The sequence below is a fragment of the Candidatus Microbacterium colombiense genome (genome assembly GCA_029203165.1).
Classification (GTDB): domain Bacteria; phylum Actinomycetota; class Actinomycetes; order Actinomycetales; family Microbacteriaceae; genus Microbacterium; species Microbacterium colombiense.
Window position 1 is genome coordinate 2,420,068 of the sequence record CP119308.1, and the last position, 18,997, is coordinate 2,439,064.

General features: G+C 68.1%; 13 protein-coding genes, 1 tRNA gene and 4 pseudogenes. 10 read left to right on the plus strand and 8 right to left on the minus strand.

Translation table 11 applies throughout. From position 1 onward, the window contains the following. Positions 1–70: 70 nt before the first annotated feature. Complete coding sequence (locus P0Y60_11735; GenBank protein WEK60014.1) at positions 71–517, plus strand: hypothetical protein; 447 nt, start codon at positions 71–73, stop codon at positions 515–517. A gap of 74 nt (positions 518–591) precedes the next feature. On the opposite strand, the gene P0Y60_11740 is transcribed toward P0Y60_11735, so the two are convergent. After that, complete coding sequence (locus P0Y60_11740) at positions 592–1,497, minus strand: heme o synthase (GenBank protein ID WEK62910.1); 906 nt, start codon at positions 1,495–1,497, stop codon at positions 592–594. A 252-nt stretch (positions 1,498–1,749) separates the two neighbouring features. Here P0Y60_11740 and tkt point away from each other — a divergent pair. The 6 genes and pseudogenes from tkt to pgl all read left to right on the plus strand — a co-directional run bounded on the left by tkt (position 1,750) and on the right by pgl (position 9,866). Next, positions 1,750–3,873: pseudogene (gene tkt, locus P0Y60_11745) on the plus strand (transketolase). Beyond that, positions 3,870–4,937, plus strand: a pseudogene (gene tal, locus P0Y60_11750) (transaldolase). Before tkt ends, tal begins: the two co-directional pseudogenes overlap by 4 nt. 39 nt (positions 4,938–4,976) lie before the next feature. Beyond that, positions 4,977–6,578 (plus strand): annotated as a pseudogene (locus tag P0Y60_11755) (glucose-6-phosphate isomerase). Between the two features lie 22 nt (positions 6,579–6,600). After that, a pseudogene (zwf, locus tag P0Y60_11760) lies at positions 6,601–8,149 on the plus strand (glucose-6-phosphate dehydrogenase). Further along, the gene (locus P0Y60_11765) at positions 8,146–9,081 is read left to right on the plus strand and encodes a glucose-6-phosphate dehydrogenase assembly protein OpcA (protein WEK60015.1); all 936 of its coding nucleotides are present in this window, start codon (positions 8,146–8,148) and stop codon (positions 9,079–9,081) included. Before zwf ends, P0Y60_11765 begins: the two are co-directional and overlap by 4 nt. Positions 9,082–9,086: 5 nt before the next feature. Then, positions 9,087–9,866, plus strand: a complete 780-nt coding sequence (gene pgl, locus P0Y60_11770) for a 6-phosphogluconolactonase (protein ID WEK60016.1) — start codon at positions 9,087–9,089, stop codon at positions 9,864–9,866. Here pgl and P0Y60_11775 read toward each other — a convergent pair. Further along, positions 9,860–10,858 carry a DMT family transporter gene (locus P0Y60_11775; protein WEK62911.1) on the minus strand — a complete coding sequence of 333 codons (999 nt, stop codon included), beginning with the start codon at positions 10,856–10,858 and terminating at the stop codon, positions 9,860–9,862. The two genes, pgl and P0Y60_11775, sit on opposite strands and share 7 nt — an antisense overlap. 61 nt (positions 10,859–10,919) lie before the next feature. On the opposite strand from P0Y60_11775, the gene def reads away from it, so the two are divergent. Next, positions 10,920–11,486, plus strand: coding sequence for a peptide deformylase (gene def / locus P0Y60_11780; GenBank protein ID WEK60017.1), 567 nt, complete (start codon positions 10,920–10,922; stop codon positions 11,484–11,486). A 140-nt stretch (positions 11,487–11,626) separates the two neighbouring features. Next, entirely contained in the window at positions 11,627–12,142 is a 516-nt protein-coding gene (locus P0Y60_11785) for a hypothetical protein (GenBank protein ID WEK60018.1), read from the plus strand. Between the two features lie 133 nt (positions 12,143–12,275). Here P0Y60_11785 and P0Y60_11790 read toward each other — a convergent pair. The 5 genes from P0Y60_11790 to dusB form a co-directional block, all read right to left on the minus strand. Next, positions 12,276–12,351: transfer RNA gene (locus tag P0Y60_11790), tRNA-Asn, on the minus strand. Positions 12,352–12,448: 97 nt separating this feature from the next. After that, positions 12,449–13,222, minus strand: coding sequence for an ATP-binding cassette domain-containing protein (locus P0Y60_11795; protein ID WEK60019.1), 774 nt, complete (start codon positions 13,220–13,222; stop codon positions 12,449–12,451). A gap of 36 nt (positions 13,223–13,258) precedes the next feature. Beyond that, positions 13,259–15,118 carry a DNA primase gene (gene dnaG / locus P0Y60_11800; GenBank protein ID WEK60020.1) on the minus strand — a complete coding sequence of 620 codons (1,860 nt, stop codon included), beginning with the start codon at positions 15,116–15,118 and terminating at the stop codon, positions 13,259–13,261. Next, complete coding sequence (locus P0Y60_11805; protein WEK60021.1) at positions 15,118–16,518, minus strand: deoxyguanosinetriphosphate triphosphohydrolase; 1,401 nt, start codon at positions 16,516–16,518, stop codon at positions 15,118–15,120. The genes dnaG and P0Y60_11805 overlap by 1 nt, the downstream gene beginning before the upstream one ends. Next, positions 16,511–17,665, minus strand: a complete 1,155-nt coding sequence (gene dusB / locus P0Y60_11810) for a tRNA dihydrouridine synthase DusB (GenBank protein ID WEK60022.1) — start codon at positions 17,663–17,665, stop codon at positions 16,511–16,513. The genes P0Y60_11805 and dusB overlap by 8 nt, the downstream gene beginning before the upstream one ends. A gap of 60 nt (positions 17,666–17,725) precedes the next feature. On the opposite strand from dusB, the gene P0Y60_11815 reads away from it, so the two are divergent. After that, on the plus strand, positions 17,726–18,220 hold the full coding sequence (locus tag P0Y60_11815; GenBank protein WEK60023.1) for a glutathione peroxidase: 495 nt from the start codon (positions 17,726–17,728) through the stop codon (positions 18,218–18,220). A gap of 71 nt (positions 18,221–18,291) precedes the next feature. Here the strand turns inward: P0Y60_11815 and P0Y60_11820 are convergent, their stop codons facing one another. Beyond that, the gene (locus P0Y60_11820) at positions 18,292–18,978 is read right to left on the minus strand and encodes a DsbA family oxidoreductase (GenBank protein ID WEK60024.1); all 687 of its coding nucleotides are present in this window, start codon (positions 18,976–18,978) and stop codon (positions 18,292–18,294) included. Positions 18,979–18,997: the final 19 nt, after the last annotated feature.

Below are 18,997 nucleotides of genomic sequence, written 5' to 3' on the forward strand. Positions count from 1 at the left end.
CCTCTCGCGCACAGGCGATGCATAGGCGGCACATCGGCGACTCATCAGCGCATCGGCGAGGGTGGTCGACATGAACAAGTCACTGACACGCAGCATCGGCTTCTGGCTCCTCCTCGTCCTCTCGCTTGCGACGACCGCGGTGGGCGGCTGGATCGTCGCCGGACAGCTGGGGACGATGACGAGCACGCTGACCGATGGCACCGCGACCGGTGTCGAGGTCTATGTCGGCCAGTCACTGGTGGTCGTCGGCGCCGCGCTGCTCGCCGCCGGTGTCCTCGGAATCCTGCTCGCGGTGGCGCTGACCGCCGTTCAGGCGCTCATCCCCGCAGCGACGCCCGTCGTCGTGGAGCCGATCGACTGGACCGCGGAGAACGATGCGACCGTCGACGAGGCCCCCGCCGCCACGATCGATGCCCCGACCGCCTCGGAGGTGTCGGACGCCGACACGAAGGACTCCGACACGAAGGACGCCGACACGACGCCCGTCACCGAGACGGAGCCGTCGATCACACGCTGAGATCCGACAGAAGAGGGGGCGCCGTCTCACGGCGCCCCCTCTTCTACGTTACGGAGTCTGTGTCAGTCCTCGGCTCAGAACGGCAGGAGCGGATCGACGGCGACTGCCACGAAGATCAGCGTGAGGTAGGTGATCGATGCGTGGAAGACGCGCATCGGGCGAGCCTCGGTTCCGTGCACGGCCCGGTTGTAGAGGCGGTGCGACTCGTAGATGAACCAGCCGCCGAACACCAGCGCCGAGACCGTGTAGACGAGACCCATGCCGGCGATCGGAACGAGCAGCAGCGAACAGGCCACGGTCGCCCACGCGTAGAGGATGACCTGCAACCCGACCTGAGAGGCGTTGCGCGTGACACCGAGCATGGGCACATCGACGTCTTCGTAGTCGTCGCGGTACTTCATGGAGAGCGGCCAGTAGTGCGGCGGCGTCCACAGGAAGATCAGCAGGAACAGGATGAATGCGGGCCAGTCCAGGGACTCGGTCACCGCCGCCCAGCCGATCAGCACCGGGAAGCATCCCGCGATGCCGCCCCACACGATGTTCTGCTCGGTGCGGCGCTTGAGGATCATCGTGTAGATCACGACGTAGAAGAAGATCGCGACGGCCGAGAGCGTCGCCGCCAGCCAGTTGGTGGTGACCAACAGCCACACCGTCGACACGACGGCAAGGGTCCAGGAGAAGATCAGTGCGCCACGTGGGGTGATCTCGCCTGTCACGAGCGGACGGTTCTCGGTGCGGTGCATATGCGCGTCGATGTCACGATCGAGGTACATGTTGAACGCGGCAGCGGATCCCGCGCTCAGCGAGCCGCCGATCACCGTGGCGAGGACCAGCCACAGGTCGGGCAGACCACCGTGGGCGAGGAACATCACCGGCACGGTCGAGACCAGCAGGAGTTCCAGGACGCGGGGCTTGGTGAGGGCGATATAGGCCTTCACCGTACGACCGAAGGACTGCGTCCCCACGGTCTGATCAGACATCGTCGAGATCTCGATCGCCTCCTCCACACGCGTCATGACAGCTCTTCCAGTCTAGGGCACCCCGGCGCGCGGCCCGATCCCCGCCCGGGCCCGCCGCGCGACGTAAGACAGCGTCAGACGGAATGAGCGCACCGCTATGCTGAAAACACTCGCGCCTGGCGCTGTGATCCCCCTTTTCCATGAGGCGGTTGCGCCTGAGCAGATGCGGATGCGCCAGGGAATAACGGCGCCCTTGAAACTGTCGGAAAGGGCATGGACGTGTCGGAATTGCAGTGGGAAGAAATCGATCGACGAGCAGTGGACACCGCGCGGATCTTGGCGGCGGATGCTGTGGAGAAGGTCGGTAACGGCCACCCCGGCACCGCGATGAGCCTCGCTCCGGCGGCTTACCTGCTGTACCAGCGCGTGCTGCGCCACGACCCGACCGACGTCGACTGGCTCGGCCGCGACCGCTTCATCCTGTCGGCGGGACACTCCTCCCTCACCCAGTACGTCGAGCTCTACCTCGGCGGCTTCGGTCTCGAGCTCGACGACCTGAAGGCGCTGCGCACGTGGGGCTCGCTCACGCCGGGCCACCCGGAGTACGGCCACACCAAGGGCGTCGAGATCACGACCGGCCCGCTCGGCCAGGGTCTCGCCTCCGCCGTCGGCTTCGCCTACGCGGCACGCTACGAGCGCGGTCTGTTCGACCCCGAGGCCGCGGCCGGCACCAGCCCCTTCGACCACTTCATCTACGTCGATCGCCGGCGACGGCGACCTGCAGGAGGGCGTGACCAGTCGAGGCATCCTCGCTCGCCGGCCACCAGCAGCTCGGCAACCTGATCGCGATCTACGACTCCAACCAGATCTCGATCGAGGACGACACCAACGTCGCCTTCACCGAGGACGTCGCGGCCCGCTACGAGGCCTACGGCTGGCACGTCCAGACCGTCGACTGGAAGAAGACCGGCGAGTACGTCGAAGACGTCGCTGAGCTCTACGCCGCGATCGAGGCAGCCAAGGGCGAGACCTCGAAGCCGTCGCTCATCATCCTCAAGACGATCATCGGCTGGCCCTCGCCCGGCAAGCAGAACTCGGGCAAGATCCACGGCTCGGCGCTCGGCGCCGACGAGCTCGCCGCGACGAAGAAGGTCCTCGGCTTCGACCCCGAGCAGCACTTCGCCGTCGCCGACGACGTGATCGCACACACGCGCGGCCTCGCCGTACGTGCCGCCGAGGCTCGCGCCGAGTGGCAGACGTCGCTTCGACGCGTGGGCGGCAGCGAACCCCGAGCGCAAGCAGCTGCTCGACCGCCTCGAGTCCGGCGAACTGCCCACCGACATCGTCGACGGCACTCCCGGTGTTCGAGGCCGGCAAGGACGTCTCCACCCGCGCCGCATCCGGCCAGGTCATCAACGCACTCGCCGCCGAGCTCCCCGAGCTGTGGGGCGGCTCGGCCGACCTCGCCGAGTCGAACCTCACCACGATCAAGGGCGCGCCGTCGTTCATCCCCTCGGAGTGGTCGACGCACGAGTGGTCGGGCACCCCGTACGGCCGCGTGCTGCACTTCGGCATCCGCGAGCACGCCATGGGCGCGATCCTCAACGGCATCGTGCTGCACGGCAACGACGCGCCGTTCGGCGGCACCTTCCTCATCTTCAGCGACTACATGCGTCCCGCCGTCCGTCTCGCCGCCCTCATGAACGTGCCCGCGTCTTCGTCTGGACCCACGACTCCGTCGCCCTCGGCGAGGACGGCCCGACGCACCAGCCGATCGAGCAGCTCGCCACGCTGCGCGCCATCCCGAACCTCGCCGTCGTCCGCCCCGCGGATGCCAACGAGACCGCTGACGCGTGGCTCGAGATCCTGCGTCGCCAGGCGGGGCCCGCCGGCATCGCGCTCACGCGTCAGAACATCCCGGTGTTCGAGCGCGGTGAGGATGCGGCCGAGGGTGCGACCTTCGCGGCGGCAGCCCACGTCGCCAAGGGCGCCTACGTGCTCGCCGAGGCGCCGAACGGCACGCCCGACGTGATCCTCGATCGCCACGGGCTCCGAGGTGCAGCTGGCCGTCGAGGCTCGCGACGCTCTCGCCGCCGAGGGCGTCGGCGTCCGCGTCGTCTCCGCTCCGTCGCTGGAGTGGTTCGACGAGCAGGATGAGGCGTACCGCGAGTCGCGTGCTCCCCGCCGCCGTCACGGCCCGCGTCTCGGTCGAGGCCGGTCCGTCGCTGTCAGTGGCGCGGCATCGTCGGCGACCCGGCCGACGTCGGTCGGATCGACCACTTCGGCGCTTCCGCCGACTACAAGACCCTGTTCGAGAAGTTCGGCATCACCACCGAGGCCGTCGTCACGGCCGCCGCGAGACCATCGCCGCCAGACAGCACCAAGGAGAACGCATGAGCACCCCCACCGCACAGCTCGCCGCCGCCGGCGTCAGCATCTGGCTCGACGACCTCTCCCGCACGCGCATCTCGTCGGGCAACCTCGCCGGCTGATCGCGACGCACAACGTCGTGGGCGTCACCACGAACCCGACGATCTTCGCGAACGCGCATCACCGAAGGACGACTCGTACGACGCGCAGGTCACCGAGCTCGCCGCGGCCGGCGCCGACGTCGACGAGGCGGTCTTCGAGATCACCACGCACGACGTCGCCGCAGCGCTCGACATCTTCCGCCCGGTCTTCGAGCGCGAACCAGCGTCGACGGCCGCGTGTCGATCGAGGTCTCCCCCGACCTCGCCCACGACACCGCCGGCACCGTCGCGCAGGCCAAGGAGCTGTGGGCCAAGGTCGACCGCCCCAACCTGCTCGATCAAGATCCCCGCGACCAAGGCCGGGCTTCCGGCGATCACCGAGGCCATCGGCGCCGGGCATCAGCGTCAACGTGACGCTGATCTTCAGCCTCGAGCGCTACGCCGAGGTCATCGACGCCTACCTCGACCGGTCTCGAGACGGCGAAGGCCGCCGGCATCGACCTGTCGACGATCCACTCCGTCGCCTCGTTCTTCGTGTCGCGCGTCGACACCGAGATCGACAAGCGCCTCGACGGCGATCGGCACCGACGAGGCGGCTGCGCTCAAGAGCAAGGCCGGGCTCGCCAACGCGCGCTCGCCTACGAGCTGTTCGAGCAGGAGTTCGCCGAGCGAGCGCGCGCAGGACCTCGTCGCCGCGGGCGCGAACGCGCAGCGTCCGCTGTGGGCCTCGACCGGCGTCAAGGACCCGGCACTCCCCGACACGCTGTACGTGACCGAGCTCGTCGCTGCCGGCACGTGAACACGATGCCCGAGAAGACGCTCGAGGCCACCTTCGACCACGGCGTCGTCACGGGCGACACCGATCACCGGCGCTACGCCGACGCGCACCAGGTCTTCGACAGCCTCGCGGCCGTCGGCGTCGACTTCGCCGACGTCACCCAGGTGCTCGAGGACGAGGGCGTCGCGAAGTTCATCGACTCCTGGCACGACTGCTCGCGCAGCCGTCTCCGAGGCGCTGGAGGCCCAGCGATGACGTTCTCGATCCACGCCTCGGGCGCCGCACGGGCGCGATCGACGACCGGTCCCCCGTCTCGTCGTCGACCTCGTCGCCTCCGGCATCACCGCCGGCGACACCACCCTCTGGGGCCCGGCCGCCGAGGCGGAGCCGCCGTCCGCCTCGGCTGGATCGAGGCCGTCTCGATCTCGCGCCCGCTGGTCGCCGAGATCACCGCGCTGCGCGACGAGCTCGCACGCCAAGGGCGTCGACGCGCGTCGTCCTCGCCGGCATGGGCGGCTCCTCGCTCGCGCCGGAGGTCATCGCCAGACCGCCGGCGTTCCGCTGACGATCCTCGACTCGACCGCCCCGGGCAGGTGCTCGCCGCTCTCGACGAGGGCCTCGCCGACACCGCGCTCGTCGTCTCGTCGAAGTCCGGGTCGACCGTCGAGACCGACTCGCCAGCGCGCGCCTTCGAGGCGGCGTTCCGCGACCTCGGCATCGACCCGACCGAGCGCATCGTCGTCGTCACCGACCCGGGCTCGCCGCTCGACGCCTCGGCCCGCGAAGCGGGCTACCGCGTCTTCAACGCCGACCCAACGTGGGCGGACGCTACTCCGCGCTCACGGCGTTCGGGCTCGTGCCGTCGGGCCTCGCCGGCGTCGACATCGACGAGCTCCTCGACGAGGCGGAGGCCTCGCTGCTCGAGGTCGCGGTCGACTCGCCGAGAACCCCGCGCTCGTCCTCGCCGCCGCGATCGCCGCGACCAGCCCTCGCCGCGACAAGCTCGGACTCATCACGCGACGGCACGCACATCAGGGGCTGCCGGACTGGATCGAGCAGCTGATCGCGGAGTCGACCGGCAAGGACGGAACCGGCATCCTGCCCGTCGTCCTCTCCCCGTCTCCCCCGAGCTCGGACGCTCGCCGGCGACCTGCAGATCGTGCGACTCGTCGATGACGCGAACGAGTTCCACCTGCACGAGCGCCACCAGGGCGAGGTGCTGGTCGAGCGGATCGCTGGGCGCCAGCTCATCGTCTGGGAGTACGCGACGGCGATCGCCGGGCACCTGCTCGGCATCAACCCGTTCGACCAGCCCGACGTCGAGTCGGCGAAGGTCGCCGCACGCGGCCTGCTCGACGCCCGCCCCGAGCCGACCGCCCCGGCGTTCGCGGAGAACGGCGTCGAGGTGCGCGTGTCCGACGCGGCGCTCGCGGCGTCCGGAACCGTCGAGGTGCGCTCGACGCCCTCTGGGCACAGCTCGCCGCCGACGGCTACGTGTCGATCCAGGCGTACGTCGAACCGTCTCGACATCCCGCAGCTCGCAGGGACTGCGCGAGCTCGTCGCCGCCGATCGGGTCGTCCGACCACGTTCGGCTGGGGACCGCGGTTCCTGCACTCCACCGGCCAGTACCACAAGGGCGGGCCCGCGCAGCGGCGTGTTCCTGCAGATCCTGGAACGCACCGATGTGGATCTCGAGATCCCGGAGCGCCCGTTCACGTTCGGGCAGCTCATCCAGGCCCAGGCCGCCGGCGACGCCGCGCGTCCTCGCCGAGCACGGCCGTCCGGTCGTCTCCCTGACGATCACGATTCGTCCGCCGACGTGCTCACACTCTTCGAAGCCGCCCAGAAGTAGACAGCAGGAGATCCCCCGACCGATGTCTGTTCCCATCTCGCGCGGGCAGAACCCGCTGCGCGACCCCGACGATCGCCGTCTCAACCGGATCGCAGGGCCCAGCGCCCTCGTGATCTTCGGCGTGACCGGTGACCTGTCGCGCAAGAAGCTCATGCCCGCGGTCTACGACCTCGCCAACCGCGGCCTGCTCCCCCCGGCTTCGCGCTGGTCGGGTTCGCCCGGCGCGACTGGGAGGACCAGGACTTCGCAGAAGGTCGTGTACGACGCCGTGAAGCAGCACGCCCGCACTCCGTTCCGCGAGGAGACCTGGGACCAGCTGCTGCAGGGCATCCGCTTCGTGTCGGGCGAGTTCGACAACCCGGATTCGTTCCGCAAGCTCCGTGAGACGGTCGACCAGCTCGACGTCGAGCGGGGAACGATGGGCAACCACGCCTTCTACCTCTCGATCCCGCCGAAGTCGTTCGCGGTCGTCGCGCAGCAGCTCAAGGACTCCGGTCTCGTCGGAGACGACGAGGGCGAGGACCGCTGGCGCCGCGTCGTGATCGAGAAGCCCTTCGGGCACGACCTCGAGTCCGCGCGAGAGCTGAACAAGGCTCTCGAGGTGGCATTCTCCGCCGACTCGATCTTCCGCATCGACCACTACCTCGGCAAGGAGACGGTCCAGAACATCCTGGCGCTGCGCTTCGCGAACGAGCTGTACGAGCCGCATCTGGAACCGCAACTACGTCGACCACGTGCAGATCACCATGGCCGAGGACATCGGCGTCGGTGGACGCGCGGGCTACTACGACGGTGTCGGCGCGGCGCGCGACGTCATCCAGAACCACCTGCTGCAGCTGCTGGCGCTCACCGCGATGGAGGAGCCCATCAGCCTCTCCGCCGAGCACCTCCGCGCCGAGAAGGAGAAGGTCCTGGCGGCCGTGCACGTGCCGGACGACCTCTCCCTCGCCACGGCCCGCGGACAGTACGCCGGTGGATGGCAGGGCGGCGAGAAGGTCACCGGCTTCCTCGACGAGGAGGGGATGAACCCCAAGTCGGCGACCGAGACATATGCGGCCATCAAGCTCGAGATCGACACGCGCCGCTGGTCGGGCGTGCCGTTCTACCTGCGTACGGGCAAGCGCCTCGGCCGTCGTGTGACCGAGGTCGCCGTCGTGTTCAAGCGCGCCCCGGAGCACCTGTTCGGTCGCAGCAACACGTCGGAGCTCGGGCAGAACGCCCTGGTCATCCGCGTGCAGCCCGATGAGGGCGTCACGATCCGGTTCGGCTCCAAGGTGCCGGGGAACGGCACGAACGTGCGCGACGTGACGATGGACTTCGGCTACGGCCATGCGTTCACCGAGGCGAGCCCCGAGGCCTACGAGCGACTGATCCTCGATGTGCTCCTCGGTGACCCGCCGCTGTTCCCGCGGCATGAAGAGGTCGAGCTCTCGTGGAAGATCCTCGACCCCGTGGAGGAGTACTGGGCAGCCGAAGGTGGCCCTGTGGAGCAGTATGCGCCCGGCTCATGGGGGCCGGCATCCGCCGACGACCTGTTGGCCCGCGACGGACGAGTCTGGAGACGACCGTGATCATCGAACTTCCCGACACGACCGTCAGCCAGGTCGCCAAGCAGCTCGTGAAGGTGCGCGAAGAGGGCGGCGCCGTCGCCCTCGGACGCGTGCTCACGCTCGTCATCTCGGCGCGCAACGGAGTCGCTGAGGCCGCCATCGACGCGGCCAACGACGCTTCCCGCGAGCACCCGATGCGGGTCATCGTGCTCACGACCGGCGATGGCGACTCGCGTCTCGACGCGCAGATCCGCGTCGGCGGCGACGCCGGCGCCAGCGAGGTCGTGGTGCTGCGCGCCTTCGGCGATGCCGCCAGCAATGAGGAGAGCCTGATCACGGGTCTGCTCCTCCCCGACGCTCCTGTGGTGGCCTGGTGGCCCGAGGACGCTCCCGTCTCGCCCGCGCAGTCCCCGCTCGGCAAGATCGCGCAGCGCCGCATCACCGACGCCGCCACCGCCAGCGATGTGCGTGACCGCCTGGCACTCCTCGGTGAGACGCACGCGCCGGGAGACACCGATCTGTCGTGGACGCGGCTGACCCACTGGCGCGAACAGTTGGCCGCCGTGCTGGACCAGCCGCCGTTCGAGACGATCACTGCCGTCGAGGTGCGCGGAGCCGCCGCATCACCGTCGACCGCGCTGCTCGCCGCGTGGCTGCAGATGGCGCTCGACGTGCCCGTGAGCTGGTCCTACGAGGATCCGGAGCACTGGCAGGAGGGCATCAAGTCGGTACGCCTCACCCGCCAGTCCGGTGACATCCTGCTCGAGCGTCCGACGCCGGGCGTCGCGGTGCTCACGCAACCCGGTCAGCCCGACCACGATCTGCACCTGCCGCGGCGCACGCTGCGCGAGTGCCTCGCGGAGGAGCTGCGCAGACTCGACCCCGATGTCCTGTACGGTCGAGTCATCACCGAGGGCTGGGAGAAACTGGGTCCGCCCGAGACAGGAGCGTGAGTCAGATGCAGGCACCATCCGCAGAGAAGCGGGTCGTGGTCGAGGCCACCCCGGCAGCCCTCGCCGCCAGCGTGGCCGAGCGATTCCTCACTCGTGTCCGTGCGCGCACACGCAACGGCCGCATCGCGCATATCGCCCTCACGGGCGGTTCCATGGGCGGAGCAGTGCTCGGGGCCGTCGCCGAGAACCCGAGGTCCTCGGCGATCGATTGGTCCCTCGTGCATTTCTGGTGGGGCGATGAGCGTTTCGTTCCGCGAGACGATGCCGACCGCAACTCGCTGCAGTCCCGGCAGGCCCTCCTGGATCACATCGCGGTTCCCGCGGAGAACGTGCACGAGGTCGCGGGGCCGGACACGGGCCTCACTCTCGATGAGTCCGCAGCCGCCTACGCCGCGGAGCTCGCGCGCTTCGCCACCTCGGAGCATGCGTGGCCGTCGTTCGCCGTCTGCTTCCTCGGCGTCGGGCCGGACGGGCACATCGCCTCGCTGTTCCCCGACCGCGAGGAGGTCACCGTCACCGACGTGGCGGCCCTCGCCGTGCGGGACTCGCCGAAGCCTCCGCCCGAGCGTGTCACGCTCACCCGTCCCGTGCTCAACTCATCCAAGCGGGTGTGGTTGGTCGTGACGGGAGCGGATAAGGCGTCAGCACTCGGCCTGGCACTCGCAGGCGCCAGCTACACGAGCGTTCCGGCGGCGGGCGCGAAGGGCCGGAAGCGAACGGTCTTCTTCGTCGATGAAGCCGCCGCATCCGAGGTCTCGCCCGATCTGATCGATCCGGCCTACTGAGTCGGTTCGCCCGGGGCGTTCGATGGCGTCGAGCCGTCGCTGCCCCGGGTGATGCCGAGATCCTGGCTGTCGCTGAGCACCTGCGGGTGATAGCGCGCGAGGCCCACCACACCCCACACGGCGATCGCACCGGCGACTCCGAAGATCACCAGCACCCACGGCGGCGCGGCAGAGGCCTCCCCGAGGATCACCATTCCGATGAGCACCGCGATGAGCGGGTCGACGACCGTCAGACCGGCGATCACGAGGTCGGGCGGGCCCGAGCTGTAGGCGGTCTGCACGAAGTAGGCGCCGACCGCGGACGCGGCCACGAGCGCCAGCACGCAGACCGCGGTGATCCACTCGAAGTGTCCGGCCTCGATGCGCTTGATGACGACCTTCGCGAGCGTGGCGACGAAGCCGTAGAGGATGCCGGCGCCGATCACGTAGAACAGCGCACGCATGCGATGCCGGAGGATGAGCCAGCATGCGCCCAGGATGATGATCACGACCAGCAGGATCGCGAGGATGACGAAGAGCTCGCGGTCGGTGATGTCCTGCTCGGTCGCGAAGATCGCCGCGAAGAAGACGAACAGGAAGATGCCGCCCACACAGCAGACGATCGCGGTGATGGACTGCTTCGTAGGCGAATGACCGGAGATGCGCGCGTTGAGCAGGGTCGTGATCACGAGCGCGATCGCGCCGAGCGGCTGTACGACGATCAGCGGGGCCTTCACCAGGGCGGCGAGCTGACAGACGATCGCGAGTCCGAGCATGAGCGTGCCGAGCAGCCAGGACGGGCGCGTCAGCAGGCCCTTGATCTGCGTGAGGCTGAGCCCGGCCGTTCCTGCAGCGCCGCTGAGGCGCTCGACCTTCTCCACGCCGCGGTGCTGATACTGCGCCCCGAGAGACATGAACACGGCGCCGGCCAGTGCGAGTGGGATGCCGAGCAGCAGACCAGGATTCTGGAATGCGCCGACGAGCTGATCCCCGACGTCTTCTGCCGCGTTCATCCACACCCCTGCGCTCACACTAAGACCCTACCCGGCACATCCCGCACAGTAGGGTTGTGACGTGGCTGTACTTCCGATTCGCATCATGGGCGACACCGTCCTGCACTCCCCCGCTTCCCCTGTCGACGAGATCACCGACGAGATCCGCACCCTCGTCGCCGACATGTTCGAGACCATGGATGCAGCCCCCGGAGTCGGTCTCGCCGCACCCCAGGTGGGTGTGCCCCTGCGCATCTACACCTATTCCTACGTCGACGATGACGACCAGCCGTGGCGCGGGGTCCTCATCAATCCGGAGCTGTGGATCACACCGCTCGAGCCCGGCGAGCCCGACCCCGACCTGGAGTCTGAAGGATGTCTGTCCTTCCCCGGCGAGCGGTTCCCTCTCCGTCGCTCCGAGCGCGTGCACGTCACCGCGACGGATCTCGACGGAGCGCCCGTGGTGATCGATGTCGAGGGCTGGCGTGCGCGCATCATGCAGCACGAGTTCGATCACCTCGACGGCATCCTCTATGTCGACCGGCTGTCGGACGGTGATTGGAAGACCGTTCAGAAGATCTCCCGCAAGCGCGGTTGGGGCCGCCCCGGTGCGAGTTGGATGCCCGGAGTCGACGACCTCGAAGGCTGACGCGCCGCATCCCCACCCATCCGCCTCTGTCAGCGGATGCATAGCAGTTGTCGAGTTGCATCACAGACTCTCCGAGGACTAGCGTTTTCGAGGCGGGATTCTGGAATACCCGCACACCAAGGCTCTGGAGGGGAACAACCATGATGAAGATGCGTAAGCGTCGCGCGCTGGTGCTGGCCGGATCGGCTCTCGCACTCACCGTCGCGCTCAGCGGATGCAGCGCGATCAGCAGCATCCTCGGCGGCGGAACGGCTGATGCCGACCGTGACGAGGAGACCGGTCAGGTGACCGACGATGCGAACATCGGCATCTTCGCGCTGAAGGTCGGCGACTGCAAGCTCGAGAGCCCGGACGGTCTGCTCGAGAACGCCGACGTCGTGCCCTGCGACAAGGAGCACGACGAAGAGGTCTACTACGAGATCACGATGCCCGACGGCGACTTCTCGGAAGAGGACATCGACGCCGCGAGCTACGAGTGCATCGGCGACCCGTTCACCGAGTTCGTCGGCATCGCCAATGAGGAGTCCGCTCTGCAGGTCTACCCCATCACGCCGACCAAGGACACGTGGGAGCAGCTCAACGACCGCATCATCCAGTGTGTGATCCTCGACCCGGCCGGTCCCGTCACCGGATCGCTCAAGGACTCCGCACGCTGATCTGAGACGATCGAACGCAGAAGGCCCCGTCACTGCGACGGGGCCTTCTGTGTTCTCTTCTGACGCGACCACAACGCGCGATGCATAGGGAGAAAAAGGAAACCCCTGGAGCTTCGTGAAGCTCCAGGGGTATTGGCTCCCCGGCTTGGACTCGAACCAAGAACCTGCCGGTTAACAGCCGGCTGCTCTGCCAATTGAGCTACCGAGGAATGTGCACCGCTGCGCGGGCAACTCGACAAGCTTAGCAAACTCCGCACCGTCTCCGTGACACGGGGCACGCTTCCGTGCTCGTCGGGCGTGTCGCCGTCAGCGCTGCGAATCGGCTTCCGCGTTGGGCACCCAGAGCAGGTCCTTGCCGACACCGCGGGCCACCACGTGCCCCGCACGCAGCATGAGTGTCTCGGCGTTCAGCTCGCGGATGAAATCGGCGTCGTTCGTGACGAGCAACGCCGCCATGCCCTGTTCCTTGCGGCGGCGCGTGATGGCGTCGAACACGACCGGGCGCACCTCGAGATCGAGGTTGGCCAGTGGCTCGTCGGCGATCAGCACCTGCGGCTCGAGGATGAACGAGCGGGCGATCGCGACACGCTGCCGCATGCCGGCGCTGAGCTCATACGGGAACTTCGCCGCGGTGCCCAGCGGAAGATGCAGCTCGTCGAGAAGGGTCGCGACACGGATCGACAGTGCCTTGGAGTTCACTCGCTTCTCGCGGATGAGGATGGGCTCCGCGATGACCTCGTTCACTGTGAGGCGCGGAGGGAGATCTCCACCCGCGCCCTGTGGCACGAATCCGGTGCGGTAGGTCAGGATGCGGTGCTTACGCCCGGGGCGGCGCACATCGACGCCACACACGTGCGCCCGCCCGCCGACGACTCGCACCGACGGGTCCGTCGACCCTGCAAGCGCGGCCACCAGGGTCGACTTGCCTGATCCTGTGGGCCCGGCGACGCAGATCAGCCCGCCCGGAGCGAGCGAGAACGTCACACCGTCGACGGCGCGCGTCGGAAGTCCGTGCCCGATGCGGTCGATGACCAGATCGGAGCACTCGATCGCGAGAGAGGATTCCGGCCGGCGTGACATGTTCCCATCCTGCCGTGCAGGCCACCGCCTATCGGGTTACGACTCGGTGAAGCGCTGACGCTCGATGCTGATGTCGCGCAGCCGAAGACCCAACGCACGTCCGCCGTCGGAATCCGCGGGCACCCGCTGCAATGCGCCGAGCAGCTCCTGCTTCTCCCGCTCGAGCTGGCGGAGGATAAGCCTTCTCGCGAGATCCGTCGCCGATGCCACCGCGCCCTCCTCATCGCGCGCCGGGAACGGCGTCATGAGGAGCTCTCCCCCGAGCGAGCGATACGGCTCGCGCACGGCGTTCACCGCATCGGTCACCCAGCCCGCCCTGGTGCGATCGGGAGCCGCGGCCACGGCTTCTCGCACGGCGTCCAGGCCGGGCGTACGGAACGGGCTGGACAGTGCACGGTTCAACAGCTCCTGATCCACCTGGTGACCGTACTGGAGCGCCCCCATGAGGGCGTCCCGCTCCACCGCCATGTCCGGCGTACGCGGCAGTCCGGCCAACGTCACGGGGGCCACGCCAGGAGCCCCGTTGGCCCCGTCCCCGGATTCGGGCATGCGGCGCACCGGCGCGGGAGCCGCCTCACCGCGCGCAGATCGCTCCACCTCGGTGTGGACCTCGGTCGGATCCATGCCGAGACGTCGCGCCAGTACGCGCTCATAGCCCGGACGCAGCAGACGGTCCCTGATCTCAGCCACGATCGGAGCCGCAGCACGCAGCGACCCCACCCGCCCCTCGACGGTGGAGAGATCGAAGCCCGCGAGCTTGCGATCGATCGCGAACTCGAACATCGGCACCTTGGAGTCCATCAGCGCACGAACAGCGGCGTCTCCGCGCCGCAGCCGTAGATCGCAGGGGTCCATGTTGTCAGGCGCCACAGCGACGAAGGTCTGGGCGTTGAATCGGTCGTCCTCCGTGAATGCGCGCAACGCCGCCTTCTGCCCGGCCTCATCGCCGTCGAACGTGAACACGACCTCGCCCGAGGCGTTGTCGTCGCCCATGACCCGCCGCAGCACCTTGATGTGGTCGGTTCCGAACGCCGTGCCACAGGTCGCGATCGCCGTCGTGAGGCCGGCCAGATGACAGGCCATCACATCGGTGTACCCCTCGACGACCACCACACGACGGGGGTCCCCCCGGGCGATGTCGCGCTTGGCGAGATCGAGCCCGTAGAGCACCTGGGCCTTCTTGTAGATCAATGTCTCGGGGGTGTTCAGGTACTTGGGTCCCTGATCGTCATCGAAGAGCTTGCGAGCGCCGAAGCCGATCGTCTGGCCGGACACGTCGCGGATCGGCCACACGAGACGCCCGCGGAAACGGTCGTACACCCCGCGCTGACCGGTGGAGACGAGACCGGCACCGCTGAGTTCATCTCGCGTGAACCCCTGCGCCGTGAGCGCCTTGAGCATGCCGTCCCAGCCCCGCGGCGCGAACCCGACACCGAAGTGCGCGGCTGCCCCAGCGTCGAATCCGCGCTCGCCCAGGAAACGTCGCCCTGCTTCCGCATCGGGCGAGAGCAACTGCGCGCGGAAGAACTCCGCCGCCGCCGTGTTCGCGGCATACAACCGGCTGCGTCCGCTGGTCTCGGGTGCTGCCCCACCGTCCTCATAGTGCAGCGTGTAACCGATACGACCGGCGAGACGCTCGACGGCCTCCGTGAAGCTGACGTGATCCATCTCCCGCAGGAAGGAGTACACATCGCCCGACTCACCGCAGCCGAAGCAGTGGTAATAACCCACCTGCTGTCGAACGTGGAAGCTCGGGCTCTTCTCGTCGTGGAAGGGGCACAGCCCCTTGAGCGAGCCGACACCGGCGGATTTCAGGGCCACCCGCTCGCCCACGATATCGGCGATGTTCGTTCGTGCTTTGACCTCGTCGACGTCGGCCTGGCGGATCCGCGGCATCAGCTCACCCCTTCGACCACAGCCTGCCTCTCGGCATTCCCCCGCGCGCCCGGGCGGGCGTGCCGCGCGTTGCGCGGGGTCCAGATCCCGACCTCGGCCGGATCGATCTCACCCACGAGGCGGTTGTGCCAGTCGACCGCGCTCTGGTCGGTCAGGCTCGCGATCTGGTCGACGATCACCCGCGCGCGCTCGGCGTCGGTCGTCGCATCGATGAAATCGGCGGCGAACGCCGGTTCGAGCACGTCGGCCCCCGCCGACCACAGTCCGTCGGTCGACCACAGCACGTCGGCCAGGCGCTTGAGCACCCGACGCTGTTCCTTGTACACGCCCTTGCGCGCGTCGATCGTGACGATGGCCTGCCCCATGATGCCCTTGAGCACGGCGATCTCGACCTCGATCACGCGCGGCACCACCACGTGCGCGTTATACCGCACGAGGGCGGGGCCGGCGTAGGCCTCACGCGTCGCCGACACCGCTGCGCGGGCGAATCGCCCGATCAGGTCGCTGGTCAGGTTCTTCAGACGCGCGAGATCGCGGCGCGAGCGGTCGAACGACTCCAGCCACATCGACTGCGTGGCCAGGCGGTAGAGCGCATCGGCGAGTTCATCCCGCGTGAAGTCGTAGCCGACCCACTGCTGGATCCGGCTGACGAGCGCGTCGTGCTCGCGCGGATCGGCGAGCTGGGCCACGTCGACGTAACCGTTGACGATCGCATCCTCGAAGTCGTGCACGGAGTAAGCGATGTCGTCGGAGAGATCCATGATCTCGGCCTCGATGCAGCGTCGACGGCCGGGCGCGCCTTCGCGCATCCACCGGAACACGGCCTCGTCCTCGGGATAGACACCGAACTTCAAGCGTCCTCCCGGATCGGGCACCGGGCTGTCGACGGTCCAGGGGTACTTGCAGGTCGCGTCGAGGCTGGCCCGGGTGAGGTTCAGACCGACCGAGTGATCATCCCCGTCGAGCACCTTCGCCTCGAGCCGGGTGAGGATGCGGAGAGATTGGGCGTTCCCCTCGAAGCCGCCGATGTTCTCGGCCCATTCGTTGAGTGCGCGTTCGCCGTTGTGCCCGAACGGCGGGTGCCCCAGATCATGGCTGAGGCATGCCGTGTCGACCACGTCGGCGGACACGCCGAGAGCCGTCGCGAGTTCACGACCGACCTGAGCGACCTCGAGCGAGTGCGTCAGACGGTTGCGGGCGAAGTCCGCGGTGCTCGCCGGGCTGAGCACCTGCGTCTTGGCCGCGAGACGACGCAGTGCCGCCGAGTGCAGCACACGCGCGCGATCGCGGGCGAAGTCGTTCCGCTCCGAACGATGGGTCTCGGTGATGAAGCGCTCGGCGTCACGCGGATCGTAGCCGTCGGTGCGCGCGGCCCTCGGGCCGGAAGAGGACTCAACCACCACTGTTCTCGATCTCCGCCCCTCGCATCATCTCGGATGCCGACGCCGCGATCTCACGCGACTCCAACCACTTGTCCGGCAGTGCCGTGCGCTTGGCATGCCCCGCGCGGCCGCGCTGTCCCTCGGCATCAGCGCCGGGGTAGGGAGCGGAGTGGTCGAGCTGGCTGAGCAGCTCATCGATCTCGGCGAGGCTCGATGACGTGGCGAGGCCGGTGCGGATGTCGCCACCGACCGGATAGCCCTTGAAGTACCAGGACACGTGCTTGCGGATGTCGCGGCACCCGCGATCCTCGTCCTCGAAGAATTCGACGAGCAGTTCTGCGTGCCGCTTGAAGGCGTCTGCGACGAAGCCGAGTGTCGCATCGACGGTCTTGCCCTCGCCGCCGAACGCCGTGGCCAGCTCGCCGAAGAGCCAGGGGCGACCGAGGCATCCACGGCCGACGACGACGCCGTCGCAGTCGGTCTGCGCCATCATGCGCACGGCGTCGCCCGCCGACCAGATGTCTCCGTTGCCGAGCACCGGGATGCTCGTGACAGCCTGCTTGAGCTCACCGATCGCGTTCCAGTCGGCGTGCCCGGAGTAGTACTCACCTGCCGTGCGCGCATGCAGCGCGATGGCGGCCACTCCGGCGTCCTCGGCAGCGCGCCCTGCGTCGAGGAAGGTGAGGTGGTCACGATCGATGCCCTTGCGCATCTTGACCGTGAGAGGGATGTCGCCGGCGGCCTTCACGGCCTGCGTGACGATGTCGGCGAACAGCGAACTCTTCCACGGGAGGGCCGCTCCCCCGCCCTTGCGGGTGACCTTGGGCACCGGGCATCCGAAGTTGAGGTCGATGTGGTCGGCGTGATCCTCGGCGACGATGATGCGCACCGCGTCGGCGATCGTCTTCGGGTCGACGCCGTAGAGCTGGATCGAGCGCGGCGTCTCCGACTCGTGATGCCGGATCAGACGCATCGTGGTCTCATTGCGTTCGACGAGCGCGCGCGAGGTGATCATCTCGCTGACGTAGAGCCCTGCACCGTACTCACGGCAGAGTCGACGGAAGGCGGTGTTCGTGATCCCCGCCATGGGCGCGAGGACGACCGGCACGTCTAGGTCGATCGGACCGATGCGAAGCGTGCGTGCGGAAGAGGTGGCGAGAGTCATGTCGCTTCCATTCTCCCAGACGCAGAGCCTCGGGTGCCGCATCGACCTAAGCTGTGAGCTATGACCGATTCCGCGCTCCGTTCCATCCCGTTCACCGATGCGCAGGGAGAGACGAAGACGTTGGACGATCTGGGCGCCGACGTCGTGCTCGTGGTCAATGTGGCGTCGAAGTGCGGGCTCACCCCTCAGTACGAGCAGCTCGAAGGACTCCAGCGCCTTTACGGCGACCGGGGCTTCACCGTCGTCGGATTCCCGTGCAATCAGTTCTTCGGTCAGGAGCCGGGGTCGATGGACGAGATCCTCGAGTTCTGCTCGACGACCTACGGCGTGAGCTTCCCGATCAACGACAAGGTGAAGGTCAACGGCAAGAACGCCACCGACCTCTACAAGGCGCTCAAGCAGACGCCCGATGCCGGAGGCAAGGCAGGTCGCGTGGAGTGGAACTTCGAGAAGTTCCTGGTGCTGCCTGATGGCGAGGTGCGACGTTTCCGCCCGAAGCAGAAGCCGGACGCCCCCGAGATCGTCGACGCGATCGAAAGCGCACTGACCCGCTGAACGTCCTGAACGAAACGAAAGCCCCTCCCGACTGTCGACTGTCCGGAGGGGCTTCGTGCGTCAGGTCGCGCTCAGACGGCGGCGGACTCCTCAGCGGCTTCGTCACGCTTGGCCCAGAGGTCGCGGAGCACGTTCTCGAACGCGGCGGGCGGCTGCGCGCCACTGATGCCGTACTGACCGTCGATCACGAAGAACGGCACGCCCTGGATCCCGTAGGCGCGGGCCTGGTCCTGGTCCTGGCGGACATCGGGGAGGTGGCGCGACGACTCGAGCGCCTCGCGGGCACGGTCGGCATCGAGCCCGACCTCCGCCGCCAGCTCGACCAGGTCATCGATGCGACCGACGTGCTTGCCCTCCGTGAAGTACGCCGACATCAGACGCTCCTCCATCGCGTGCTGCACGCCTTCCGCCTTCGCGAAGTGGAGAAGCTCGTGCGCCTTCACCGTGTTGGTGTGCTGCAGCAGGTCGAAGCGGTACTCGAGACCCGCGTTCTGCGCGACACCGGTGACGTTGGACAGCATCTGCTCCACCTGATCGCGGGGCATGCCCTTGTGTCCGGCGAGGAAGTCGATCTCGTCACCGTCGAAGTCGACGGGAGTGTCGGGCGAGAGCTCGAACGAGTGGAAGGTGACCGTGACCTCCGGGGCGTCGTCATCGCCGGCGACGGCTTCGAGACCCTTCTCCAGGTTGCGCTTGCCGATGTAGCACCAGGGGCAGGCGATGTCGGACCAGATGTCAATCGAGATGGGTTGGCTCACACCATGATCCAACCGCACG

What these genes read in the sequence shown, in the direction of transcription:
- P0Y60_11815 (WEK60023.1), top strand. Translation starts at nt 17,726, where the DNA reads ATGACCGATTCCGCGCTCCGTTCCATCCCGTTCACCGATGCGCAGGGA.
- P0Y60_11775 (WEK62911.1), bottom strand. Translation starts at nt 10,858, where the DNA reads ATGAACGCGGCAGAAGACGTCGGGGATCAGCTCGTCGGCGCATTCCAG.
- dnaG (WEK60020.1), bottom strand. Translation starts at nt 15,118, where the DNA reads ATGCCGCGGATCCGCCAGGCCGACGTCGACGAGGTCAAAGCACGAACG.
- P0Y60_11785 (WEK60018.1), top strand. Translation starts at nt 11,627, where the DNA reads ATGATGAAGATGCGTAAGCGTCGCGCGCTGGTGCTGGCCGGATCGGCT.
- P0Y60_11735 (WEK60014.1), top strand. Translation starts at nt 71, where the DNA reads ATGAACAAGTCACTGACACGCAGCATCGGCTTCTGGCTCCTCCTCGTC.
- P0Y60_11740 (WEK62910.1), bottom strand. Translation starts at nt 1,497, where the DNA reads ATGTCTGATCAGACCGTGGGGACGCAGTCCTTCGGTCGTACGGTGAAG.
- dusB (WEK60022.1), bottom strand. Translation starts at nt 17,665, where the DNA reads ATGACTCTCGCCACCTCTTCCGCACGCACGCTTCGCATCGGTCCGATC.
- pgl (WEK60016.1), top strand. Translation starts at nt 9,087, where the DNA reads ATGCAGGCACCATCCGCAGAGAAGCGGGTCGTGGTCGAGGCCACCCCG.
- P0Y60_11795 (WEK60019.1), bottom strand. Translation starts at nt 13,222, where the DNA reads ATGTCACGCCGGCCGGAATCCTCTCTCGCGATCGAGTGCTCCGATCTG.